This window comes from Rhizobium sp. BK512, assembly GCF_014194915.1.
Classification (GTDB): Bacteria; Pseudomonadota; Alphaproteobacteria; order Rhizobiales; family Rhizobiaceae; genus Rhizobium.
The window spans coordinates 148,941-172,039 of sequence record NZ_JACIAS010000010.1 but is presented as its reverse complement, the minus strand read 5'-3'; the positions used below and the strand labels follow the sequence as shown (position 1 = coordinate 172,039).

The 23,099-nt window shown below is 60.1% G+C and carries 19 protein-coding genes; 11 read left to right on the top strand and 8 right to left on the bottom strand.

Annotated features, from left to right (window positions below; genetic code table 11):
* Positions 1-14: 14 nt before the first annotated feature.
* The gene (locus tag FHX06_RS29895) at positions 15-554 is read right to left on the bottom strand and encodes a TRAP transporter small permease subunit (RefSeq protein WP_112544234.1); all 540 of its coding nucleotides are present in this window, start codon (positions 552-554) and stop codon (positions 15-17) included.
* A gap of 317 nt (positions 555-871) precedes the next feature.
* On the opposite strand from FHX06_RS29895, the gene FHX06_RS29890 reads away from it, so the two are divergent.
* From FHX06_RS29890 to FHX06_RS29865, 6 genes are all read left to right on the top strand, one after another.
* Positions 872-3,175, top strand: a complete 2,304-nt coding sequence (locus FHX06_RS29890; protein WP_183881878.1) for a putative bifunctional diguanylate cyclase/phosphodiesterase — start codon at positions 872-874, stop codon at positions 3,173-3,175.
* A 141-nt stretch (positions 3,176-3,316) separates the two neighbouring features.
* Complete coding sequence (locus tag FHX06_RS29885; protein ID WP_112544232.1) at positions 3,317-4,069, top strand: N-acyl amino acid synthase FeeM domain-containing protein; 753 nt, start codon at positions 3,317-3,319, stop codon at positions 4,067-4,069.
* Between the two features lie 162 nt (positions 4,070-4,231).
* On the top strand, positions 4,232-4,456 hold the full coding sequence (locus FHX06_RS29880; RefSeq protein ID WP_112544230.1) for an aa3-type cytochrome c oxidase subunit IV: 225 nt from the start codon (positions 4,232-4,234) through the stop codon (positions 4,454-4,456).
* A gap of 106 nt (positions 4,457-4,562) precedes the next feature.
* Positions 4,563-5,711 (top strand): Re/Si-specific NAD(P)(+) transhydrogenase subunit alpha, encoded by a 1,149-nt coding sequence (locus FHX06_RS29875; protein ID WP_113117252.1) that lies wholly within the window; start codon positions 4,563-4,565, stop codon positions 5,709-5,711.
* Positions 5,711-6,109: a proton-translocating transhydrogenase family protein gene (locus tag FHX06_RS29870; RefSeq protein ID WP_112544227.1), complete on the top strand. Its 399-nt coding sequence runs from the start codon at positions 5,711-5,713 to the stop codon at positions 6,107-6,109. The genes FHX06_RS29875 and FHX06_RS29870 overlap by 1 nt, the downstream gene beginning before the upstream one ends.
* A 10-nt stretch (positions 6,110-6,119) precedes the next feature.
* The gene (locus tag FHX06_RS29865; protein ID WP_183881876.1) at positions 6,120-7,514 is read left to right on the top strand and encodes an NAD(P)(+) transhydrogenase (Re/Si-specific) subunit beta; all 1,395 of its coding nucleotides are present in this window, start codon (positions 6,120-6,122) and stop codon (positions 7,512-7,514) included.
* Between the two features lie 46 nt (positions 7,515-7,560).
* On the opposite strand, the gene FHX06_RS29860 is transcribed toward FHX06_RS29865, so the two are convergent.
* The 6 genes from FHX06_RS29860 to FHX06_RS29835 all read right to left on the bottom strand — a co-directional run bounded on the left by FHX06_RS29860 (position 7,561) and on the right by FHX06_RS29835 (position 14,085).
* Positions 7,561-8,043: a DUF992 domain-containing protein gene (locus tag FHX06_RS29860; protein WP_112968761.1), complete on the bottom strand. Its 483-nt coding sequence runs from the start codon at positions 8,041-8,043 to the stop codon at positions 7,561-7,563.
* Positions 8,044-8,105: 62 nt separating this feature from the next.
* Entirely contained in the window at positions 8,106-9,749 is a 1,644-nt protein-coding gene (locus FHX06_RS29855) for a sensor histidine kinase (protein ID WP_183881874.1), read from the bottom strand.
* A 213-nt stretch (positions 9,750-9,962) separates the two neighbouring features.
* Positions 9,963-11,033, bottom strand: a complete 1,071-nt coding sequence (locus FHX06_RS29850; RefSeq protein ID WP_113211918.1) for an NAD(P)/FAD-dependent oxidoreductase — start codon at positions 11,031-11,033, stop codon at positions 9,963-9,965.
* 24 nt (positions 11,034-11,057) lie between these two features.
* Complete coding sequence (locus FHX06_RS29845; protein ID WP_112544219.1) at positions 11,058-11,924, bottom strand: tetratricopeptide repeat protein; 867 nt, start codon at positions 11,922-11,924, stop codon at positions 11,058-11,060.
* A 140-nt stretch (positions 11,925-12,064) separates the two neighbouring features.
* The gene (gene rpsU / locus FHX06_RS29840; protein ID WP_003585885.1) at positions 12,065-12,277 is read right to left on the bottom strand and encodes a 30S ribosomal protein S21; all 213 of its coding nucleotides are present in this window, start codon (positions 12,275-12,277) and stop codon (positions 12,065-12,067) included.
* Between the two features lie 179 nt (positions 12,278-12,456).
* Positions 12,457-14,085: an adenylate/guanylate cyclase domain-containing protein gene (locus tag FHX06_RS29835; RefSeq protein WP_113015488.1), complete on the bottom strand. Its 1,629-nt coding sequence runs from the start codon at positions 14,083-14,085 to the stop codon at positions 12,457-12,459.
* Between the two features lie 255 nt (positions 14,086-14,340).
* Between FHX06_RS29835 and FHX06_RS29830 the strand changes: the two genes are divergently transcribed.
* Complete coding sequence (locus FHX06_RS29830; protein WP_183881872.1) at positions 14,341-16,512, top strand: CHASE2 domain-containing protein; 2,172 nt, start codon at positions 14,341-14,343, stop codon at positions 16,510-16,512.
* 4 nt (positions 16,513-16,516) lie between these two features.
* Here FHX06_RS29830 and FHX06_RS29825 read toward each other — a convergent pair whose 3' ends face one another.
* Positions 16,517-17,725, bottom strand: coding sequence for a FecR domain-containing protein (locus FHX06_RS29825; RefSeq protein WP_183881870.1), 1,209 nt, complete (start codon positions 17,723-17,725; stop codon positions 16,517-16,519).
* Positions 17,726-17,965: 240 nt separating this feature from the next.
* Here FHX06_RS29825 and FHX06_RS29820 point away from each other — a divergent pair, with 240 nt between their 5' ends.
* The 4 genes from FHX06_RS29820 to FHX06_RS29805 are packed head-to-tail and all read left to right on the top strand — an operon-like array spanning position 17,966 to position 23,087.
* Positions 17,966-19,219, top strand: a complete 1,254-nt coding sequence (locus FHX06_RS29820; protein WP_112544214.1) for a sarcosine oxidase subunit beta family protein — start codon at positions 17,966-17,968, stop codon at positions 19,217-19,219.
* A 13-nt stretch (positions 19,220-19,232) separates the two neighbouring features.
* Entirely contained in the window at positions 19,233-19,556 is a 324-nt protein-coding gene (locus tag FHX06_RS29815) for a sarcosine oxidase subunit delta (protein WP_183881868.1), read from the top strand.
* Positions 19,553-22,546 carry a sarcosine oxidase subunit alpha gene (locus FHX06_RS29810; protein ID WP_183881866.1) on the top strand — a complete coding sequence of 998 codons (2,994 nt, stop codon included), beginning with the start codon at positions 19,553-19,555 and terminating at the stop codon, positions 22,544-22,546. Before FHX06_RS29815 ends, FHX06_RS29810 begins: the two co-directional genes overlap by 4 nt.
* Positions 22,539-23,087: a sarcosine oxidase subunit gamma gene (locus FHX06_RS29805; RefSeq protein ID WP_183881864.1), complete on the top strand. Its 549-nt coding sequence runs from the start codon at positions 22,539-22,541 to the stop codon at positions 23,085-23,087. The genes FHX06_RS29810 and FHX06_RS29805 overlap by 8 nt, the downstream gene beginning before the upstream one ends.
* The last annotated feature ends 12 nt before the right edge of the window (positions 23,088-23,099 follow it).

Here is a 23,099-nt window from a genome sequence, read left to right as displayed (position 1 = left end):
CCTCCAGGCGCGCGTTACTGCAGCGGCTTTTCGTATTTCGTATCGATGCTGATATGGCCGGTAACGGCTGCGATCCGCTTGATCAGCTCCGAAACGCCCTGAAGGGAGAGCAGCGCGAAACCGGCGACAAGGACGAGCTTGACGGGCCAGCGGATCAGTCCGCCAGCGTTGCCCGATATTTCCCCCTGCCGGTAGGAAAGCGCAAAGAAGGGCCACGAGACCCAGGTGAGGAAGATGCAGACGGGAATGAGGAAGAGGATGAGACCAACGATGTCGATCCAGATCTTCCCTTTTTCGGAAACCGACCCATAGATCAAATCGACGCGGACATGCTCGTTGTTGCGCAGCGCATGCGAGGCACCGAGTACCACGACGAAGGCGAAGAGATACCACTGGATCTCGAGCCAACCGTTCGAGCTATAGTTGAATGCATAGCGTACAATCGCATTGCCGGCGCTGATCAGGCAGCAGAGAAGCACCATGTATTCTGATAGTTTTCCAAAGAATTCACTGATCGAGTCGATCAGCCGGCTGACGGCCAGGAATACCGACATTCGCCTCCCCTTATTGTCTTGCCGTTTTCGGCAGTTCTCCCCTTCAATCGGTGTAAACCAGGGTTTTTGAAATTGGAAGGATAAATGGCCCGCCTTGGAGTATAGTCTTATGCGGCCAGCGCCGGTGATGCCGATGAAAATTCCGGCAACTCAGGCTTGGATATATTTTTCAAAATCCTCGCCGTAAAGCTGCAATATCGCGCCATGGATGAGTAGTTCATCCTATGGTTTTAGAAAAATTGACCAAATGTTTGAACCGTTTGAAATCAATTTTTAAAGGGTTCGGTTTACATTTCCCGCGCACAGGGAAAGTATGGATGAAGCCACATAACCCGAATAGGGTCCCTAAGGATGTGTATCTGTCGTTTGTGAATTCCCTGTCCGGGAATCGCATGACGCTTCTGGCTGGCGTCATCGTACACTCCGCCACTTTCCTGGCTGTCGCCGCCAAGACCGAGTCTCCCGTCTATATATTCCTGGCTGTTGCCGTCATCGTGGTATTCTGCGCCCGCATGGCGATTTTCCGCCTCTTCGACAAGGTGGACAAGGAGAAGCTCTCTTTTGCCGAGATCGAGCGCTGGGAGAAGATTCTCGTGGTCGGCGCAGCCGGCATCACCACGCTTCTCGGCATCGGCAGCGGGTATGCCATCTTTTTCACGCGTGATTCCTTTGCCGAGCTCGCCTGCATTGCAGTGACCATGGCGACGATGGTTTCGGTCGTCGGCCGCAACTATGGCTCACGCATGGCGGTCGACCTGCAGACCTTCTCCTGCTGCCTGCCGATGATCATCTGCAGCGTGATGACGCTCGATTTCTACCGCGGCATCCTTTCGGTCTTCCTCATTCCGTTCTGGCTGACGACGCGGGCCATGGCCACCGGCGTGCGCGAGTTCCTCTATGAGAACGTGATCGCACGCCGCGAGATCGCCTCGATCGCCGAGCGCTTTGATACGGCGCTGAATAATATGCCGCACGGCCTCGTCATGGTCGATGAAGAGAACCGGATCCAGGTCATCAATCGCAAGGCCTGCGAACTGTTGAAAATTGGCGCACCCGACCGACTGAAGGATCGCGATCTCGGCGCTGTGTTGCGTTATGGCGCGCGGTACAGCTTCATGGACGCTTCGCAGCCGGAGCTGATCCTGCGGCAACTGACACAGGTGGCCGAAGGCAGCCTTTCGCGTACGCTCATCCATTTCCCCGAGGGACTGTCGCTGGAATTCTCGGCAAGCCGGCGCGCAGATGGTGGCGCGGTATTGATCTTCGAAGACGTTTCGAGCCGCGTGAAGGCCGAGCAGAAGATCCTGCACATGGTGCGCTTCGACGCCCTGACCGGCCTGCCGAACCGCGAGCATTTCGGTCACCTTGTGCAGGACTATCTGGCGAGACATTCGAAGAAACGCGGTCCTGTCGGCTTCATGATCCTCGATATCGACGAGTTCAAGCATGTCAATGACATGCGGGGTCACGTAACCGGCGACCATCTGCTCTGCGCCATCGCCATGCGCGTCAAGGAGATGGCTGGCAGCGCCATCGTCGGCCGCCTGATGGGCGACCAGTTCATCCTCTTCTTCCCGCACGCGCGCGACCGACAGATACTGGACGCCGACATCCGCAAGCTGCATGCGACGATCCAGGGGCAATATGAAGTTGACGAAGTAACCTTCCTCGTCTCGCTCAGTGCCGGGTACGCCGTCCTCGAGAGCGACGCCTTCGCCATGGACGAATGGAGCGTCAAAGCCGACCTTGCGCTGTTCGAAAGCAAGTCACGCTTCAAGGGCGGCATTACCGGTTTCGAGCGCGAAATGGATGGCCGCTATATCGAGCAGCAGAAGCTCAAGGCGGATCTGCGCGACGCGGTGGCCGCAAATTCGCTACACCTCGTCTTCCAGCCGATGTTCAGGGCTGATGGCCTGCGCATCGAATGCGCTGAAGCACTCGCTCGCTGGGTACATCCGGAAAAGGGCTCCATTCCGCCCGACGTCTTCATCCGCCTCGCCGAAGAGATGGGCATCATCTCGCAGATTACGCGCTTCGTGCTCTTCAAGGCCTGCGAAGAATGCATGAGCTGGCCGGATCATATTTCCGTTTCGGTCAATCTTTCAGCACGCGACCTGCGCGACGCGGACATCCTGTCGGTTGTTTCGGACGCGTTGGCGCATGCCGGTCTGGAGGCATCACGCCTGCATCTGGAAATTACCGAAAGCAGCCTGATCGACGAGCCGGCGGTGGTGCGCGCGATCCTCGCTGAACTGCGCAGCCGCGACATCACCATCGCCATCGACGATTTCGGTACCGGCTTCTCCAGCCTCAGCTATCTCGACACGCTGCCGCTCGACATCGTCAAGATCGATCGCTCCTTCGTGCGTAACATCGTCGAAGACACGCGTCGCCTGAAACTGTTGCGCGGCACGGTCCACCTTGCCCGCGAGCTCGGTCTCAAGATCGTTGTCGAGGGTGTCGAAACGCCGGAGCAGCTGGCGCTTCTCAACAAGCACCGCAGCACGGATCTCATTCAGGGTTACGTCTTCTCCCCGCCGGTCCCCTCGAAGGAAATCGGCATCCTCTCCCAGGCTCTCAACCGCCGCACGGCACCACGTCGCCGCACCAAGGTCGCCTGATCCGCCGCTACCTGTCGGTGTGACCGCGGGCATAGTCGCGCCCGTTAACCTTAATAATTCAAATACGTCCAAAATTTTCTTCAAATCTTGCGCTTTATCGAGCGAGGTATGATTAATGACCCGTTAACAACGGGGTCCATCATGGCGTCTGTCCCTTTGAGTACGAGTGACTTTTCGAAGAAGGTTCTCGAAATTCTTGATAATGTCGAATATCGCCGCGTCGAAAGCACCGAGGACATGGAGGATGTCGAGAGGCTGCGTTACAAGGCCTACAAGGCGCACGACACGCTTGCCCTGGCACCGAAGGGACTGCTCGACGACACCGATTTCGACAGCCATGCCTATGTTTTCGGGCTCTACTATTACGGCGAGCTGGTCAGCACGATCCGCATCCACCATGTGACGCCTGAGCATCGCGTCAGTCAGTCGGCCGGCGCCTTTCCAGAAGCGATCGACGCGTTGCTGGATGCCGGTCTCAGCCTGATCGATCCGGCGCGTTTTGCTGCCGATCCGGAGCTGACGGCCGATCTGACCTGGATCCCATACCTGACGCTGCGACCGAGCATTGTCGCCGCGGCGCATTTCCGTGCGCACCGGGTGCTGCAGTTCGTTCGTCCCCCGCATGCGGCCTTCTACAAGCGTGTCTTTTACGCCGACACCGTCGTGCCGGGGCAGAGGGCCAAGAATTACGGGATCGATATGACGCTGATGGCGACCAATGTCATCGAGGTCGGCCGCAAGCTTCTCACGCGTTATCCGTTCTTCATTTCCAGCGCCAGCGAGCAGCGGATGATGTTCGCGCGCGGCCCGGAAAACACGCTACCTTCGCTCACTATCGTCCCGACCGCGCGCTTCGTACCAGAAGGCCAGCTTGGAACTGACTTGCCGCTTTGATTCCTCGAGGGAGCGCCTTTTCCGCCCCCGGCGAAGGCGTTCCTGCGGCATTCTCATGCATTGCGCTTTCGCCCGTCATTGTGTAATCCCTGCGGAGAGGGATTTGCCTCGCTGACGCGGGGGAATCAGGCAGCGCTAAGGCATTTCAGGGAGACGATATTCATGGCCGAACATCATACCGGACCGGTCGAGACCGGCGCGCCGATGGACTACAAGGAACATGAAAAGACGTACGACATGTTCATTGCCGGCACGAAATACGGCACGATGTTTCTGATCGCCCTGATGCTTGCCATGACTGCCGGTTTCTTCGGCGGTGCCGGTTTCCTCGGCGGCATCCTCGTCTTCCTCATCATCCTCGTCGCCGGCATCTTCCTGCTCCGCTAAACGCGGCCCGCGGGAAGGCCCGGTCTTCCGAATTTTGTGATGTAGATGCTTGGCCCGTGCAGGCAAGCAGCCTGCCACGGCCCAGCTGACCCGGAGGAGGGGGCAGTTGGCCAATATCGTTTTCGTAGCCAAGGAAATCACGGGCGATGAGACTCGCGTTGCGGCGTCCGTCGAAACCGTGAAAAAGATAAAGGCGCTCGGCTTCGATGTCATCGTCGAAGCGGGCGCCGGGGCGCTTTCGCGCATTCCGGACAGTGAATTCGAGGCCGTCGGTGCCGCAATCGGCACGTTTGCGGATGCAGCGTCCGCCGATGTAATCCTCAAGGTTCGCCGGCCGAGCGAAAGCGAGATCGCCGGCTATAAGACCGGCGCGGTCGTCATTGCCATCATGGATCCCTATGGCAATGACGAGGCGGTCGCCGCGATGGCGCGGGCAGGTCTTTCCACCTTCGCCATGGAGCTGATGCCGCGCATCACGCGTGCGCAGTCGATGGACGTGCTGTCATCGCAGGCAAATCTTGCAGGTTATCAAGCGGTTATCGAGGCAGCCGCCGTTTACGACCGGGCGATGCCGATGATGATGACGGCAGCGGGCACTATTCCTGCCGCCAAGGTTTTCGTCATGGGTGCAGGCGTTGCAGGCCTCCAGGCGATTGCGACGGCGCGCCGTCTCGGTGCCGCCGTTTCGGCAACCGACGTTCGCCCCGCGGCAAAGGAACAGGTTGCATCTCTTGGCGCGAAGTTCATCGCCGTCGAGGATGACGAGTTCAAGGCGGCGGAAACGGCTGGCGGCTATGCCAAGGAAATGTCGGCCGACTATCAGGCCAGGCAGGCGGCACTTGTGGCCGAACACATCGCCAAGCAGGACATTGTCATTACCACGGCTCTCATTCCCGGCCGTCCGGCGCCGCGGCTCGTTTCGCGCGCGATGCTCGCTTCGATGAAGCCCGGTGCAGTTGCCGTCGATCTCGCGGTCGAGCGTGGCGGCAATATTGAAGGGGTGGTTACAGGCCAGATCGCCGATGTCGAAGGTGTGAAAGTGATCGGCTTTCCGAACATGGCGGGCCGTGTGGCGGCCAGCGCCTCAGCGCTCTACGCCAAGAACCTCGTCACTTTCCTGGAGACGATGGTGAACAAGGAAACGAAATCGGTTGTGCTCAACCTCGAGGACGAGCTCATCAAGGCGACGATGCTGACCTATGCGGGGGATGTCGTTCATCCGGCATTCGGCGGCGCCAAGAAGGGGGATAACTGATGGCCAGTGAAGCAATGGACAAGGCTCTGGAGCAGCTCGACCAGGCCGTTACAGCGGTCATCACCGCTGCTGCCCAGGCGCCGGAAGCGGCGAGCGCTGCCACTGGCGGGGCGATCGATCCTTTCGTCTTCCAGTTCGCAATCTTCGTATTGTCGATCTTCGTCGGCTACTATGTCGTCTGGTCGGTCACACCCGCACTGCATACGCCGCTGATGGCCGTCACCAACGCGATCTCTTCGGTCATCGTCGTCGGGGCTCTGCTTGCGGTCGGCATCTCGAGCAGCGGGCTTGCCACCGGCTTCGGTTTCGTGGCGCTCGTTCTTGTCTCGGTGAATATCTTCGGCGGCTTCCTCGTCACGCAGCGCATGCTGGCGATGTACCGCAAGAAGGACAAGTGAGGCCGCACGAATGACCAATATTGCAGCCTTCCTCTACCTTGTCTCCGGCGTCCTGTTCATTCTGGCGCTACGCGGGCTCTCGCATCCTGCCACCAGCCGCAAGGGCAATCTCTACGGCATGATCGGCATGGGGATCGCCATCCTCACGACGCTGGCGCTGGCGACGCCGAATTTTGGCGGCTTCGTGCTCATCATTCTCGGCCTTGCCATCGGCGGCAGCGCTGGTGCCTATATCGCCCGCACCATTGCGATGACCTCGATGCCGCAGCTTGTTGCCGGTTTCCACTCGCTGGTAGGCCTCGCGGCGGTTCTTGTCGCCGCATCAGCCCTCTATACGCCGGGCTCTTTCGGCATTGGCGAGATTGGCCAGATCCACACTGAAGCCCGTATCGAAATGGCGATCGGCGTGGCGATTGGTGCGCTGACCTTCACCGGCTCGATCATTGCCTTCCTGAAACTCGACGGGCGCATGTCCGGCAAGCCGATCCTGCTGCCCTTCCGTCATGTGATCAACATCGCTCTGCTTGCCCTGATTGTGCTCTTCATCGTCGGGCTGGCGGCGACGGAAAGCCATTTCGATTTCTGGGCCGTCGTCGCCTTGTCACTGGCTCTCGGCGTGCTGCTCATCGTGCCGATCGGTGGCGCCGACATGCCGGTTGTCGTATCCATGCTCAACTCTTACTCGGGCTGGGCTGCTGCCGGCATCGGCTTCACGCTCGGCAATCTGGCGCTTATCATCACCGGCGCACTGGTCGGTTCTTCGGGCGCGATCCTGTCCTACATCATGTGCAAGGGCATGAATCGCTCTTTCATCTCCGTGATCCTGGGCGGTTTTGGTGGGGAGACGGGCGGCAATGCGGCGGATAATTCGGACAAGACCGTCAAGCTCGGCTCGGCGGAGGACGCTGCCTACCTGATGGCGAACGCTTCCAAGGTCATCATCGTGCCGGGATATGGCATGGCGGTGGCGCAGGCGCAGCATGCATTGCGCGAACTGGTCGACAATCTCAAGAAGAACGGCGTGGAAGTGAAATATGCGATCCATCCGGTCGCAGGCCGTATGCCTGGCCATATGAACGTGCTGCTCGCGGAAGCCAATGTGCCTTATGACGAGGTGTTCGAGCTTGAGGATATCAACTCGGAATTCGCCCAGGCTGACGTTGCCTATGTCATCGGTGCCAATGACGTCACCAATCCGGCCGCGCGTGACGACAAGACCTCGCCGATCTACGGGATGCCGATCCTTGACGTCGACAAGGCCAAGACCTGCCTCTTCGTCAAACGCTCGCTCGGCTCGGGTTACGCCGGCATCGACAACACGCTGTTCTACAAGGACGGCACGATGATGCTGCTTGGGGACGCCAAGAAGGTGACCGAAGAGATCAACAAGGCAATCGCGCACTGACTGAAAAGCCCGCTTTCGCGGGCTTTTCTCCTATCATTGCAAACCGTCAGATTTCGCCCGGTACAAGCGTCATCTTCTCGACGCCGACGGCGAGATTGAGACCTTCCTGGGCCTGCACATTGAGCGGCTGCAGCATGAAGGCCTTGTTCGTGCCGCCGGCAATGACCTTGGCACCGCCGCCGGCACCGAGGCTGGCGTCTGCGCCGATACCGTAATATTCGCCGGCGAGCGCGAAATCCGGGATATTGGTGCCGGTCTTTGCGAGCACCTGCCAGATCATTACGCTCTTGCCGGTCTGGCCAATATCGATGCCGAATTTCTCGATCTTGCCGGCATAGACTGCCTTAGGGCCGCCCGAAGCAGGCGTATAGGTGCAGATCAGATTCTTCTCGGATGTGACGATCAGTCCCTGGCCGCCATCCGATCCGCAGACGAGCCGACCAAGCGAAATATAGTCGGCTGCTGCGGCCGAACTGGCCCAGGCTGCGGCCGAAACGATTGCCGCAGCAATCACGGTTTGCTTGAACATGGTCCTTCTCCTTTTGAATGACCTGTTCGAAACGGGTGGTTGCAGTGATTGTTCCGGCTGCGCTAGTCGCGCTCCATCGTCCCACGCTGGGCTGTGAGGGTCCAGACGAGACCCTCGGGGCGGAAGTCGACATCGACCTTGCCCCGGAAAGCGGAAGCAGCATGTGCCTTGATGACGGTCGTGCCGAAACCGGTGCGCGCCGGCGGTTTGACCGGCGGCCCGCCACTTTCAGTCCAGGTGAAGCGCAGCATATTGTCCTCTGCCGGCTGCCATTCGAAGCGCACGCGACCCTGTGGCACGGAGAGCGCTCCGTATTTTACCGAATTGGTGGCGAGTTCATGCAGCGCGAGGCCGAGGTTCTGCACGGCATCGGGTTTGAGGATAAAATCTTTGCCCTCGATCTCCACCTGCTCGCGGGCCTGGGGAAAAGCCTGGAGATGAATATCGATGACGCGATGCAGCAAGACGCCGGACCACTGTTCGCCTGTCAGAAGCTCAATCGAGCGGACGAGCCCTTCGAGGCGATGGGCGACGGCCAGGCGAAATGTCTCGACGCTGTCTGCCTGCTTGGAGAGCTGTCGCATCATGGCGAGAACGAGCGTCAGCAGGTTCTTTGTGCGATGGACCAGCTCATGCATGACGAAGCGCAGCCGGTCCTCGCTCTGACTGCGGTCGAAAGAGGCATTGGACAGTGCAATGGCCACCTGGTTGGCCTCGATGACACTGGTTTCGACCGGCGAAACGATGTGACCTTCGCCAAGCCGGTTCGCCATGTCGGCAATTTCACGGATCGTGGAGCGGACCTGACGGGCAACGGCATAGGTGGCAAGCACCGCGACGAGCAGCAGCACAAGACCGCCGATCAGAAGGAAGCGCCAGGTGCTGAGAATCGGTGCCTGTGCCGTGGCAATCGGCCCCCATACCACCGTCTTCCAGGACCAGCCGGGAATTTGCGCATAGCCCAACAGGGCATGCGGAAGAATATCGCTGTCTTCAAATACGCCGCTGGATGCGACGAGCGAGGGCAGAATGCGCGGGTCGAAGGGTTCGCCAGGCTGCAGATTGGCAGGGCCTCGGCTCGCTACCACATGGCCTCCCTGATCGATGACGGCCGCCGACCAGCCGGAGGCAAGGCCCTCTGTCGTGACGAGTTTTGCAAGGTCGTTGGCATTCTGGGTGATGATCAATGCCGAGACGGGATCGTCATCGCGCGGCAGGGTGACGTTATAGACCCACATGCCGCTCGTTGCGCCCATGAAGACGTCGGAGGCTTCGATCCGCCCGGACTTCATCGCGGCCTCCAAAGCCGCGATGTTCGTCGTCTTGCCGAGCGGCGTGCCAAAGGCGCGACGGGTATTCAGAAATTGCTGCCCGGTCCTGTCGACGGCAATCACATAAAGCGTATCGCCGCGCAGCGCGGTTTCCGTGCGATTGTAGAAAGATTCATAGTCGCCGCTTTCCAGCTCCGGCGAGGAGGACAGCAGCCGCAATGTCGTTGCCATATCCTGAAGCTGGCGGTCGATGGTGCGTGAGAGGGCGAGCGCATCCTGTGCGGTTTCACGCTTGAGCGTAGATCGCTGGTTGTCCTCCAGCTGCATGAGAAGAAGGGCAACGAAAGCGAAGATCGGCAACGCGATCGCCACTGCCATGGCGATGAGATATGTCCCGATCGAAGCTTTCGGAAAAAGACGTGTGGCGAACCTCATCGATGTCGCCCCCGAACTGCCGGGGTGGGATGCTGGGGAAGCTCGGTTTCGCAGAGTCCAACGAAAGCAAGAATCCGCATCGCTCGCAAACGCCCCTTACATCCGTACCGCCCAATAGCCTGCCATCAAAGCACGGTCATGTTAGGGGGCGGGGCATTTGGTTGCAACCTACTAAAATAGTCAGGTGCAAAATCGTCAATATTTAATGAACTGCTACCGGTCGGCGAAGCGTTGCAATCGGAAGGGCAGAAGGCTTTCGTCATTCTTGCCTGACAGAAGCTCGTCGGCGGCAAGCAGGCCGACAAGCGGAGCAAGCGTGACGCCGGAATGCATCACCGTTACATAGAGACCCGGCAAGCCAGTATTGCCGATGATGGGAAAACCATCGGCAGGAGTCGGGCGAAAACCGACCGTGAAGAAATCGAGCTTCAGATCGGCATTGTCCAAGATCGTCGCTTTCACGCGTGCAAAGAGTTCCGCTGCACTTGCCCGATGATCTTCACCCGGATCGCCGCCACCGAAATCCGAGCCAGCGATGATGCGGCCTTCCGCCGTCTGGCGCATATGCAGACGGGGTGTCATGACGAGACCGTTCAAGCGTTTGGAGACAGGACGGGAGTGTACGATCAGACCGGCGGGTGCTGACAGCGGCAACGTTATTCCTGCCGAGGCGGCGATCGGAACTGCGCCTGTCCCTGCGGCCAGTACGACATGATCGGCTTCGAGCATGCCTTCCGAGGTGACAAGTCCGACGATTCGTCCAGCACTTTGGAGCAGGCCGTTGACCGTGGCATGGACGAACGTCGCGCCATGCGCTTTGGCATCCGCGAGCAGCAAACGTGCTGCGGCAACAGGCTCCACCGCGCCTTCTTCTGCAACATGGAGGGCGAAATCAGGATATTCGCCAAGGCCGGGTTCGATCAGCGTGCTTTCTTGCCGGTTCAGCCGGCTGATACCGTAGCCCCAACGGCCGTGTTCGTCGGCATAGGCTTCGAGATCGGCTGCGGGCATATCCCAGCAGAGACCGCCGCACCACGCAAGCGGCAGGCCGGGCAGTTCCCGCGCCAGCCACTTCCACTCGGCCATCGCGCGGCGGCGAAAGTGGAAATAGAATTCGGGATTACCCCAGCTTGCATTGATCCATGCAAAGGAACAGGGCGTTGCCACTCCGCCTAGCTCCTCGCCGACGACGGTGACCGTTGCACCCTTGCGTGTGAGATGCCAGGCAATGGAGGCGCCAATTATGCCTGCGCCGACGACGATCACATGCGGTTTCGCCGTCATCGTCGCCCTCCCTTTTCGAGTCCGTTAGCCGGTCGTGCCGCCGACGCGGGCAAGTCCGTCCCTTGCCGGCTGATATTTCGGATCGAGGCCGACAGCGTGGCGATAGGAGCGGATTGCCTTATCCTTTTCGCCACGGCGCTCATAGACGAGAGCCTGGTTTGCCCAGGATTCGGCAAGATTGCCGTTGAGTTCGATCGCGTGGTTGAAGTCGGCGAACGCGTTGTCGTTGTCGTTCAGCGCGATATAGGAAATGCCGCGGCCATTATAGGGCTCGGGTGAGTTCGGCGACAGCGAGATCGCCTTCGAGAAATCGTCGATCGCCTTATCCTGCTGATTGCGCTTCTGGTAGATCAGGCCGCGATTGTGATAGGCGCGACCATCGGTGGTGCCGAGCTGAATCGCTTTTGAGAAATCATTGAAGGCCTGATCGTCCTGGCCGGCCATGCGATAGACGTTGCCGCGACCGATATAGGCGACGTCATAGCTCGGATTGATCTGCAGGGCGGCATTGTAGTCGGCGATCGCCTGCGGCTGCTGCCCCATGTTGCGATACACCAGCGCGCGGTTGGCATAGGCCTGGAAGAAGCGCGGGTTGATCTGCAGCGCGGTGTTGAAGTCGTCGAGCGCCTTGCGGAATTCGCCGGCGCGACCATAGGCGGAACCGCGAACATTGTAGCCTTCCGGATCGCGCGGATTGGCGTTGATGACGGCCGTGAGCGACGCAATGTTTTCCTGTGAGCCCTGCGCCTTGTCGATGCGGATCACAGCATCCGACGTGTTGGTCGTTTCGCAACCGGCAAGGCCGAGCGCCGCGGCAAGTGCCAGCGAGGCGAATACGGCCGATTTCTGCGAACGCGACGAGCGGGACGGATAGAAGTTTATGACAGCCATTCGGGCTCGCTTTCCCCCATGCACCATATCCGGCAAAGCGGATATGCAATCTTCAGCAGCAAATTAAAAAAGGCGGCGGCGAAACCTATCGCCCCCGCCACACATGCATCTGAAAACGTCGAAAAAACGACGGCACCGCCTTAGCGTGCAACCAGACCTTCGCGCTGAGCGCGCTTGCGGGCCAGCTTGCGAACACGACGAACAGCCTCGGCCTTTTCGCGAGCACGCTTCTGCGACGGCTTTTCGTAGTAGTCGCGCATCTTCATTTCGCGAAAAATGCCTTCGCGCTGCATCTTCTTCTTGAGAGCGCGGAGAGCCTGGTCAACATTGTTATCGCGGACAAGTACCTGCACGAGAATCACGTTCCTTTGGTTTGGTTGATGCCGAAAGGCGGCGCAGCGCCTGGGGCAAAAAAATAACGTTCGCGCGGCCGCGGCCTTGCGATTGGTGTTGCGGGATATCAGATCGACGGAATGAAGTCCAGACGGGATATGCGCTCGCGCGGAAAAATCCCGCCCGTGCCTATAAGGAGCTAGGGGCGGGCCTTCTCGGGCTTCGTTTCGTCCAGAGCGGCGATCGCTTCCTTCAGCGTGGCGACAACACGGGCGCGGTCCGCCGGCTCAAGCCGAGCCGTGTCCAGATGCAGGTCCAGTCCTGCGAGATGTTCGCTGAGAACGCGGCTCTTGTGATCGGCGCCGAGCATCAACCCGTCCACGGCGTAGGGTACGATCTCCCGCTGAATGCCCTTCATGGTGATCGGCGGCAAAGGATGGGCATCGACGATATCCTTCACCAGCGCATAGGTTTCGTAGCTGACGACGATTTCTCCACCCTGGGCGATCGATTGCAGACGTGCGGCGAGGTTCGCTTCGGCACCGATGATCGTATAGTCCATGCGGTCGCTGCTGCCGAAATTGCCGACGTTGCAATAGCCGCTGTTAATTCCCATGCGAACGACGAAGGGCTCTTCCGTCCCGTTCCGACGCCATCTCTCCTTCAGTTCGCCGAGCCGGCGCTGCATGTCGACTGCCATGCGCAGGCAAGCCTTTGCGTCTTCCTCTGCCCCCTTGGTTTCCGGATCACCGAAGAAGACCAGCATGGCATCGCCAATGAACTTGTCCACCGTGCCGCCGTGCTTGAGTGCAATCGTAGACATTTCGGTCAGATATTCATTCAGCATTTCCGTCAGCGCCTCCGGCTGCAGGCGCTCGGTCGTGGCGGTGAAATCCTTGATGTCCGAGAAGAAGATCGTCAGGCGTTTTCGCTCGGTATGGACAACCACATCCTTCTGGCCGCTGAAGATGCTCTTGTAGATTTGCGGCGACAGATAGCGGGAAATCTTCAGGGAGACGCTGGCGAGGAATTCGTTCGCCGCTTCGAGGTCGCGATTGGCACTGTGGATGACACGCGTCTGCTGGCGCTGCAGAAAAATGAAGCTGATGCCGATGATGGCGACGAAGAAGAAATAGCAGAGCAGATATTTGAAGGCGAGAACATTGCTTGCATAGGGCTGGCGGATGATGACCTCCTGAATGCCGCGCACATCTCCTACCTTCCAATCCCTTTTCGGGCTTTCAGGATGCGTGTTGTGGCAGGCGACGCAAGCCTGGCCCATGATCACAGGCGTGATGAGCCGCAACGTATCGGTGAATCCGACGCGGGTAAGGTCAGTCAGTGTTTGGCTGGAATTGGCGCGCAGGGATGCGAGTGATGCCGTTTCGAAATTGTCGAGATCGTGAGGCGCGCGATTCTTGAAGGGCAGGTCAGAGAGGAAGCGATAGGTGATGTTGGCCTGCTGCTCCTTGATGACATCGCCCAGTTCCAGCGAAAGCGTGGCGGGAAGTGGAATGGCGCCTGGAATGTTGGCGTAGTTATGCGAGACGACCGTGCCGCTGACATCGCCAGCCTGATGGGCCGCGAGGACCCTGCCAACGACATTCGCCGAATAATAGGAGCGTATGCTGGTGACGAGAGAACTCATATCCCGCGCCTGCCGGCGCAGCGCGCTTTCAGAGAGGTCGCTAATATCCAGCCAGACAGCGAGCGGCAGCCCGGCCAGCATCGCCAGCACGACGGCGATCAGCCAATAGCCGCTTCTGCGGGCGGCAGAGGCCGAATTTTCCGCAGTTCTTGCCGTGGTCGCTCCTTGCGGATCTGCCATGGCTCATCCCCTCGACAATGATTGAATTATCAAATCCCTGAGACACAAAAACATTTCACCGCAGGCGCGGCAAGGCCGGCGCTCAAAGGTCGGGCAAAAAGCGATGACCAAATCTGGAAGTAATTTCGTGCTGGGTTGCCGTTCGGTTTGTTTTTCAGCTTGTGCGCATGAACGAATGGTCATTGGCGTCAAACAAGCGTAGCTTGCCTGCGGCGAGACGGCCCCGGGGCCGTCTCGAGGGGAGGTCGGAAACGCATGACGCGATTGCAGCAGATCGGTGTGCTGATCGGCCTCATCATCGTGGCTGCGCTTACGATGTTCCGGGCAAGCGATCCGCCCGTACTGAAGCAGATCCGCGACGTTACCTTCGATGAGTATCAGCGCATCGTCCCGCGCAGTTTCGAAGCAATGCCGGTCCGGGTGGTCGATATCGACGAGGCTTCCCTGCGGGAGTTCGGTCAGTGGCCGTGGCCGCGCGACAGGCTGGCCATGCTGGTCAACCGTCTCTCCGACATGGGAGCGGCGGCCATCGCCTTCGACGTCATCTTTGCCGAGCCTGACCGGATGTCCCCACGCAATGTCATCCGGGAGGTCGAAGGGATCGATCCGTCTCTGGCGGCACAGTTGCCCGACAATGACGAGATATTCGCGCAATCGATCGAAGGAAAACCCGTCGTTCTCGGCTTCGGGCTTTCAAACGAGGGCAATTACAGGCCGCCGGTGAAGGCCGGCTTTGCCTTTACCGGTGAAAGCCCGCTCGCCGCACCTCCGCATCTCGGTGCTTCGACGCCGCTCCGGCCGGGGCTGGAGGCGAAAGCCGCAGGGCTTGGTCATGTCAGTCTCAATCCCGGCAGTCCTTCATCCGTTGTTCGCGCGGTGCCGCTGTTCCTTAGCGATGGGGAGCAGTTTTATCCCAATCTTGCGATCGAAGCGCTGCGGGTCGCGCAGGGTGCCTCCACCTATGTGTTGGCCGGCGCGCCAGACCAAGCAGGGATCATTACATCGGCGAAGATCGGCGACTTCATCGTTCCGCTGACGGCTGCCGGTGAGATCTGGCTTTATGTGACGCCGAACCGGGCAGAGCGTTATGTCTCGGCCGGAAAGATCCTTGCTGCCGGTGGAGTGGCCCCTGACGTTGCTGCACAGATTGACGGCAGCATCATTTTCATCGGCACATCGGCGGTCGGGCTGCAGGACATCCGCACCACAGCACTCGGCGAGAACGTGCCGGGTGTCTCACTGCAGGCACAGACGGTTGAGCAGATCCTTTCAGGCCGTTACCTGTCGCGGCCGGACTGGGCCGACGGGCTGGAGATCCTGTCCATCGCCGTGCTCGGTTTCATGCTCGTCATCATCACGACCTTCGTCAGTCCGGCAGTGGCACTTGTCTGCGGCCTGGCAATCACCGCGATGGCACTTGTCGCATCGTGGTTCTCTTTTCTTTATGCGGGTCTGCTCTTCGATCCGCTGGCGCCCATTCTCAGCGGCTCCATCACGCATTTTGCGGCAACATCGTTCCGTATCCTCGTCATCGACAGGGAGCGACGGGAGGTGCGGCGCGCCTTCGGCCATTACCTGTCGCCTTCGCTGCTGCATCGCATCGAGCATACGCCCGATGCGTTGAAACTCGGCGGGGACGAGCGTGAGCTCACCATGATGTTCGTCGATGTCCGGAATTTCACCGAGATCAGTGAAAAGCTCACGCCGATTGCCGTCGTCCAGTTTTTGAACACGCTGCTTGATGCACTCAGCCGCCATGTCGTCGGGAATGAGGGGACGCTCGATAAATTCATCGGAGATTCCATCATGGCCTTCTGGAATGCGCCGGTCGATGTTTCCGATCATGCGGCAAAGGCGCTTCGGGCGGCACTTGCCATGCGCGAGACGCTTGATGAACTCAATGCTCAAGACGCTTTCGGTTTCGGCAGCGCCCGGCAGGTGAGGATAGGCATCGGTATCCATACCGGTCTCGCCTGTGTCGGCAATATGGGCGCGAAGACACGCTTCAACTATTCGGCGGTGGGCGATGCGGTGAATGTTGCGGCGCGTATCGAATCCTGCTGCAAGGACGTCGGCTTCGATATCCTGATCTCCGACACCACGGCGCGGGCGCAAAGCGGCGCGGCGCTCCTGGAGGCGGGCGCCCTTCCGCTCAAGGGAAAGAGCAACCGGACGCAGATCTTTGCTGTGGTCGGCGACGAGAAGGTTGCTGCCTCGCCGCAATTCGGTGCCCTTCATCTCGCCCATGAGGAGGTGATGGGTGCCTTGCGCGAGCGTTCGCGGAACAGTCGCAAGCTGATTGGCGCCGCGAAACTCGCCGGCCTACAGGTCATGGCCGGCCTTACCGAATTCTATGAGCGGATATCGGCCAGAAACGATCATTTTCGAGAGGATATCGGCCTGCCGGAAAAGCAGGCCGTCGAGTAGCCAGTCAGCGATTGTGGTTCCGACCACCGTTTCGGTCCCGGTTTCCTTTTCCGCCCCAGCCGTGATCCCGATCGTGGTTACGGTCGCGATCTCTTCGCCCGCTCTGGTCGCTGCCGGCAGTCTGGTTTTGACCGCTGCTTGTCTCCTGCCTGCTCGGTCTGTCCTGATGGTTGCGGTCCTGGCGGTTGTCAGCTCTTTCCGTGCGGCTCGGCCTATCAGGTCCATCATGTCTGTCCGATCGACCGAACCCTTCGTGCCGGTCCGGTCTTCCATGATCGTGATGGTGGTCGTGTCTGTCGTCCCTGTCCTTCCAGCCGTGCCTGTCGTGTTTGTCGTGCCAGTCACCCTTCGGCCTATCGTGGTGGGGCTTGTCATGGTGCGGCTTATCATGGTGCGGCTTATCATGATGCGGTTTTCCTGGCGGTTTTTCTGGCAGTTGCTTTGGTGGGTCATCCCGCCGCGGGGATTGTTGAGGCGGCTGCGGATCCGGATCACGCAGCCGGAGCTCCCGGCGAGGCCGGTCTTTGCGATCAGGATCAACCGAGGCCATCCGGCAGCCGCCGAGCAGACCGAGGCCGCCCGTCAAACTCTGATTGCCGGAGAGGAATGGGAGGGCGCGCTGGTTGCCCAGTCTCTGCAGAACGCTGGTATTGACGGGTTGCGCATCCGTCATATTGCCGTTCGGCCTCGCAATGACGCAATCGCAACGTTGCTGTAACTGCCGGCAGCCGCCCGGGCCGCAGAAGGTAGCCGCGCCGTTCAGCAGCACCACTGCGGTGGTGCCGTCCGGGCCGACATAAAAATCGAAAGCGGTGCCGCGTACGCCAATGGTGCCCGCAGGCGTCTGGATCTGGTAGGCGGAGGATTTCGAGTTGCCGCTGACCCAGCGGAACGTGCCCTTGGCCGCCTTGATGGAAAGGCGTTTGACGGAATCGGAATCGTCGAAGACATATTTGTCGATGACGACTGACGAGCCCCAGCCGACGGCAAGCTTGGTGCCGTCGCGGAAAATGAACTGGCCGAGTCCTGATGGAGATGTGCGGATACGCTCGTCACGATGGACCTCATCATTGACGATGATCGGGCCGCCCTGTCCCGTCACTTCGGTTCTGATGAGGGTCGCCTGGCCGACAGGTTCAGCGGCAGCCGCAGGCCATGCGCCTAACAGCGCGAAGCAGAAGCCCGCGATCCATATGCTACGCCAACCCAACATCTAACACCCCACATAAGGGGATACTAACATTTGCGGCAGGCTCGTTCTGCCTGCCCTGTTGGGTGAGAAAAGGATTATGCCGCAGCCGCGAACGGAGATCGCACCAATAGAAGCGATATGCTGCGCGTCGTGTCAAAACAAAAGCTCTTTCACGTCGCAAAAGAACCGTTGTGCCGCAATTCGATTTGCGATTTGTATGGCCACGACGAAAATGCCTTTGCCTGAAGGAGATGATGGCGGATGCGGAAATATTCGGTTTTTGCCGTAGCGCGGGAGGCTCTGCGCGGGCACAGGGGCTGGGAAAAGCAGTGGACTTCGCCGGAGCCGCGACCCGAATATGACGTCATCATCATTGGTGGCGGCGGCCACGGGCTCGGCGCTGCCTATTACCTCGCCAAGGAACACGGCATCACCAATGTTGCGGTCCTGGAAAAGGGTTGGCTCGGAGGCGGCAATACCGGCCGCAACACCACCATCATCCGCTCCAACTATCTCTATGAAGAGAGCATGCACATTTACGAGCACTCGATGAAGCTCTGGGAAGGGTTGTCACAGGAGCTCAATTACAATGTCATGTATTCGCCGCGCGGCGTGATGATGCTGTCGCACAATGTGCACGACCAGCAGAGCTTCAAGCGGCATATCCATGCCAACCGGCTCTATGGCATCGACAATGAATGGCTGACGCCGGAGCAGGCCAAGGCCTATTGTCCGCCGCTCGATATTTCGGCGACGGCACGATACCCGATCAACGGGGCTGCCTTGCAGCGCCGCGGTGGTACCGCGCGTCACGATGCGGTTGCCTGGGGCTATGCGCGTGCGGCGTCCGACCGTGGCGTTCACATCATCCAGAATTGCGAAGTCACCGGCATCCGCCGCGGTCCGGACGGTCGCGTGACCGGCGTCGAGACCAGCAGGGGTTTCATCGGCGCAAAGAAGGTCGCCGTCTCGGCTGCCGGCCACACGACGACAATCATGAAGATGGCGGATGTACGCGTGCCGCTGCAATCGAGCCCGCTGCAGGCTCTGGTTTCCGAGCCGCTGAAACCGATCTTCCCCTGCGTCGTCATGTCGAACACGGTGCATGCCTATATCTCGCAGTCCGACAAGGGCGAACTCGTCATCGGTGCGGGCACGGACCAGTATAATTCCTACTCCCAGACCGGCGGCCTGCAGATCATCACGCATACGCTCGACGCCATCTGCGAGCTCTTCCCGATGTTCCGCCGCGTGAAGATGATGCGCCAGTGGGGCGGTATCGTCGACAACACGCCGGACCGGTCAGCCATCCAGTCGAAGACGCCGGTTCCCGGGCTCTACGTCAATTGCGGCTGGGGTACCGGCGGCTTCAAGGCGACACCCGGTTCGGCCAATCTCTTTGCCCACCTGATTGCCCGCGACGAGCCGCATAAGTTCAATGCCGGACTGACGCTGGAGCGTTTCCGCAGCGGGCGGCTGATCGACGAGGCGGCAGCTGCCGCCGTTGCGCACTGACACGAGGACAATCATGCTGCTGATCTACTGCCCTTACTGTCAGGAAGAGCGCTCGGAGCTCGAATTCCGGGGTGCCGGCGACGCCCATATCGCCCGGCCGACCAATATCACTTCGATCTCGGATGAAGAGTTCGAGGAATATTTCTTCCTGCGCGATAACCCGAAAGGCCTGATTTTCGAACGTTGGCGCCACATGCATGGTTGCGGGCGCTTCTTCAATGCGGCACGCGATACCGTGAGCGACAAGTTCATCATGACCTACAAGGCCGGCGAACCGAAGCCTGAGATCGGCGCAGCGGCCGAGACCTATGAAGCTGTTGAAGGAGAGGCGCAATGAGCGGCGCGAACCGTATCGTCGGCAAGGGCCGGCTGACGCCCGCGAGGACTGCGCGTTTTACCTTCGATGGCAAGAGCTATACGGCGCTCGAAGGCGATACCGTCGCCTCGGCCTTGATTGCCCACGGTGTGCACCTTGTCGGACGTTCCTTCAAGTATCATCGCGCGCGCGGCATTCTTTCGGCGGGCGCCGAGGAGCCGAATGCGCTGATCGATGTCGCGCGCGACAGCGCCCGCAAGCAGCCGAATGTGCGGGCAACCGTGCAGGAAGTCTTCGACGGCATGATCGTGAAGTCGCAAAACCGTTGGCCGTCGCTTTCCTTCGATGTCGGTGCGGTCAATAACCTGTTTTCGCCCTTCTTCGCGGCGGGTTTCTACTACAAGACCTTCATGTGGCCGCGGGCCGCCTGGAAGCGCGTCTACGAGCCGATGATCCGCCGTGCTGCAGGTCTTGGTGTCGCGCCGACGGAGGATGATCCGGATCACTACGCCGGCCGCTACGCCCATTGCGACGTGCTGGTCGTCGGTGCCGGCATTGCCGGCCTTTCGGCGGCATTGGCCGCTGCGGAAGCCGGCGCGAAAGTCGTGCTTTGCGACGAGCAGGCGGAAGCCGGCGGCGCGTTGCGCTTCGATGCCGGCGTGAAGGTGGATGGGCTTGATGGTTACGCCTGGGTGCAGAAGACCCTTGCCCGGCTGAAGGCCATAGAGAATGTCGAGGTCCTGACGCGCACCACGGCCTTCGGTTACTACAACCACAACTTCGTCGGCCTTGTCGAACGTGTCACGGATCATATCGCCCGCCCCGGCCGCGATCTGCCGCGCGAACGGCTCTGGCAGGTCCGCGCCAAGCGCGTCATCCTGGCGACGGGTGCCATCGAGCGGCACATGGTGTTCCCGAACAATGATCGCCCCGGCATCATGCTCGCTTCGGCCGGGCGGATGTATCTCAATCACTATGGTGTTGCCGTCGGCCAGACGGTCGGCGTTTATACGGCCCATGACTCTGCCTACGAGGCTGCTTTCGACCTGAAACGAGCAGGCATTTCGATTGCCGCGATCGTCGATGTCAGGCAGGCGCCGGGTGCTGCAGTGCTCGCTGAAGCCCGTGCGCTCGGCATCGATGTTCTGACCGGCCAGTCGGTCGTCAATACGTCGGGTGCGCTTCGCATTTCTTCGATGACGGTCGCGCGCAACGGCGGCGGGTCACCGCGCAAAATCAGCGTTGACGCGCTGCTCGTCTGCGCCGGATGGACACCCTCCGTGCATCTTTTCTCACAGTCGCGCGGCAAGGTTGCCTTCGATGCCGAGACGCAGCGTTTCCTGCCCGGCACCTATGCGCAGGACTGCCTTTCCGTGGGCGCCTGCAACGGTACGGATGGACTGCAGCAGACCGTCGAGGAATCGCTCGCCGCCGGTGAACTGATGGCGCAGGCCGTCGGCAAAAAGACCGGCAGCAAGATCGGTGTTTCCGTCGAACAGGCATTCGACTGGACGGGCGGCATGATTGGTGCTGCCGAAGGGGCCGGACCGGAGACGAACGCCAAGGCGTTCATCGACTTCCAGCATGATGTCTGCGCCAAGGATATCCGCCTTGCGGTACGCGAAGGCATGCATTCGATCGAGCACATCAAGCGCTTTACGACGAATGGCATGGCCTCCGATCAAGGCAAGCTGTCCAACATGCATGGTCTGGCCATTGCCGCAGAAACGCTCGGCAAGGATATTCCGCAGGTCGGCCTCACCACCTTCCGCGCGCCCTATACGCCGGTGACTTATGGTGCACTGATCGCGCATTCGCGTGGGCCGCTGTTTGACCCTACGCGCAAGACTCCGCTGCATGGCTGGGAAGAAGCCAAGGGCGCAGTCTTCGAGGATGTCGGCAACTGGAAGCGCGCCTGGTTTTATCCGCGCGCCGGTGAAACGATGCATCAGGCGGTTGCCCGTGAGTGCCGCACGGCGCGTGAGGTCGCCGGTATCTTCGACGCTTCGACGCTCGGCAAGATCGAGGTCGTCGGGCCGGATGCCGCCGAATTCATGAACCTCATGTACACCAATGCCTGGGATACGCTGAAACCTGGCAAATGCCGCTACGGCATCATGCTGCGCGAGGATGGTTTCGTTTATGACGACGGCGTCGTCGGTCGTCTCGCCGATGACCGTTTCCATGTCACGACCACGACCGGTGGGGCGCCGCGTGTTCTCAACCACATGGAAGACTATCTGCAGACGGAGTTCCCGCATCTGAAGGTTTGGCTGACCTCTGTCACCGAGCAATGGGCTGTTATCGCGGTGCAAGGACCGAAAGCACGTGAGATCGTCGCGCCTCTGATCGAAGGGCTTGATATTTCCAACGAGGCCTTCCCGCACATGAGTGTGGCCGAGTGCAAGGTGGCGGGCGTTCCGGCGCGTCTCTTCCGCGTCTCCTTCACCGGTGAAACAGGCTTCGAAATCAATGTGCCAGCCGATTACGGGCAGTCGGTGCTGGAAGCGGTCTGGGCCAATGCGGAGCCGCTCGGCGCCTGCGTCTACGGCACGGAGACCATGCATGTGCTTCGCGCGGAAAAGGGCTATATCATCGTCGGCCAGGATACGGATGGCACGGTGACGCCCGATGACGCTGGCCTCTCCTGGGCGGTCTCCAAGAAGAAAGCGGATTTTGTCGGCATTCGCGGGCTGAAGCGACCTGATCTCGTCAAGGAAGGCCGCAAGCAGCTCGTCGGTCTCGCGACAAAGGATGCGAAGCTGGTGCTGGAGGAGGGGGCGCAGATCGTCGCCAACCCGAACCAGCCGAAGCCGATGAAGATGCTCGGCCACGTAACATCGGCCTACTGGTCTGAAAATTGCGGTCGTTCGATTGCTTTTGCGTTGGTCGAAGGTGGCCGCAATCTGGTGGGCGAAACGCTCTACGTGCCGATGCCGGATCGGACCATTCCGGTCGAGGTGACGGATCTGGTGTTCTTTGACAAGGAAGGAGGCCGTATCCATGGCTGAGGTCGCAATTCGCAAGCCGGCTCTCTCCGGTCTCCTTGCCGGTTCGGCGACGGTGCGCCTGACGGTAGCACCGGTCGCGACCCGTCTTGCGCTGCGTGGGCCGGCCGAATCCGTATCCGTGCTGTCTTCTGCGCTGGGGGTGACTTTGCCGACAGCGCCCAAGACCTCCGGCAGTGCCGGAGGACGCTCGGCGCTCTGGCTGGGACCGGACGAGTGGCTCGTTATCGACGAGGCCGGCTCGGATCTTCTGTCGCTTCTTTCCGGGGCGGATGCTCTTCATTCGGCGGTCGATGTTTCTCACCGCAATGTGGGTATCATAGTTTCCGGACCGGGTGCCGAGGTGACGCTGTCGGCCGGCTGCCCGCAGGATCTCTCGCTGGAGATTTTCCCGGTGGGCGCTTGCTCGCGGACAATCTTCGGCAAGGCCGAGATCGTGCTCTTCCGCACCGAGGACGATACGTTCCGGGTGGAATGCTGGCGGTCGTTTTCGGAGTTTGTTTTTGGACTGCTCGCCGAAGGCGCAGAGGATGCGAGCCACTAAGACCCGCAAAGA

What these genes read in the sequence shown, in the direction of transcription:
- FHX06_RS29835 (WP_113015488.1), bottom strand. Translation starts at nt 14,085, where the DNA reads ATGGCAGATCCGCAAGGAGCGACCACGGCAAGAACTGCGGAAAATTCG.
- FHX06_RS29805 (WP_183881864.1), top strand. Translation starts at nt 22,539, where the DNA reads ATGGCTGAGGTCGCAATTCGCAAGCCGGCTCTCTCCGGTCTCCTTGCC.
- FHX06_RS29845 (WP_112544219.1), bottom strand. Translation starts at nt 11,924, where the DNA reads ATGGCTGTCATAAACTTCTATCCGTCCCGCTCGTCGCGTTCGCAGAAA.
- FHX06_RS29880 (WP_112544230.1), top strand. Translation starts at nt 4,232, where the DNA reads ATGGCCGAACATCATACCGGACCGGTCGAGACCGGCGCGCCGATGGAC.
- FHX06_RS29860 (WP_112968761.1), bottom strand. Translation starts at nt 8,043, where the DNA reads ATGTTCAAGCAAACCGTGATTGCTGCGGCAATCGTTTCGGCCGCAGCC.
- FHX06_RS29890 (WP_183881878.1), top strand. Translation starts at nt 872, where the DNA reads ATGAAGCCACATAACCCGAATAGGGTCCCTAAGGATGTGTATCTGTCG.
- FHX06_RS29885 (WP_112544232.1), top strand. Translation starts at nt 3,317, where the DNA reads ATGGCGTCTGTCCCTTTGAGTACGAGTGACTTTTCGAAGAAGGTTCTC.
- FHX06_RS29810 (WP_183881866.1), top strand. Translation starts at nt 19,553, where the DNA reads ATGAGCGGCGCGAACCGTATCGTCGGCAAGGGCCGGCTGACGCCCGCG.
- FHX06_RS29850 (WP_113211918.1), bottom strand. Translation starts at nt 11,033, where the DNA reads ATGACGGCGAAACCGCATGTGATCGTCGTCGGCGCAGGCATAATTGGC.
- FHX06_RS29870 (WP_112544227.1), top strand. Translation starts at nt 5,711, where the DNA reads ATGGCCAGTGAAGCAATGGACAAGGCTCTGGAGCAGCTCGACCAGGCC.
- FHX06_RS29895 (WP_112544234.1), bottom strand. Translation starts at nt 554, where the DNA reads ATGTCGGTATTCCTGGCCGTCAGCCGGCTGATCGACTCGATCAGTGAA.
- FHX06_RS29855 (WP_183881874.1), bottom strand. Translation starts at nt 9,749, where the DNA reads ATGAGGTTCGCCACACGTCTTTTTCCGAAAGCTTCGATCGGGACATAT.
- FHX06_RS29820 (WP_112544214.1), top strand. Translation starts at nt 17,966, where the DNA reads ATGCGGAAATATTCGGTTTTTGCCGTAGCGCGGGAGGCTCTGCGCGGG.
- FHX06_RS29865 (WP_183881876.1), top strand. Translation starts at nt 6,120, where the DNA reads ATGACCAATATTGCAGCCTTCCTCTACCTTGTCTCCGGCGTCCTGTTC.
- FHX06_RS29825 (WP_183881870.1), bottom strand. Translation starts at nt 17,725, where the DNA reads ATGTTGGGTTGGCGTAGCATATGGATCGCGGGCTTCTGCTTCGCGCTG.
- FHX06_RS29830 (WP_183881872.1), top strand. Translation starts at nt 14,341, where the DNA reads ATGACGCGATTGCAGCAGATCGGTGTGCTGATCGGCCTCATCATCGTG.
- FHX06_RS29815 (WP_183881868.1), top strand. Translation starts at nt 19,233, where the DNA reads ATGCTGCTGATCTACTGCCCTTACTGTCAGGAAGAGCGCTCGGAGCTC.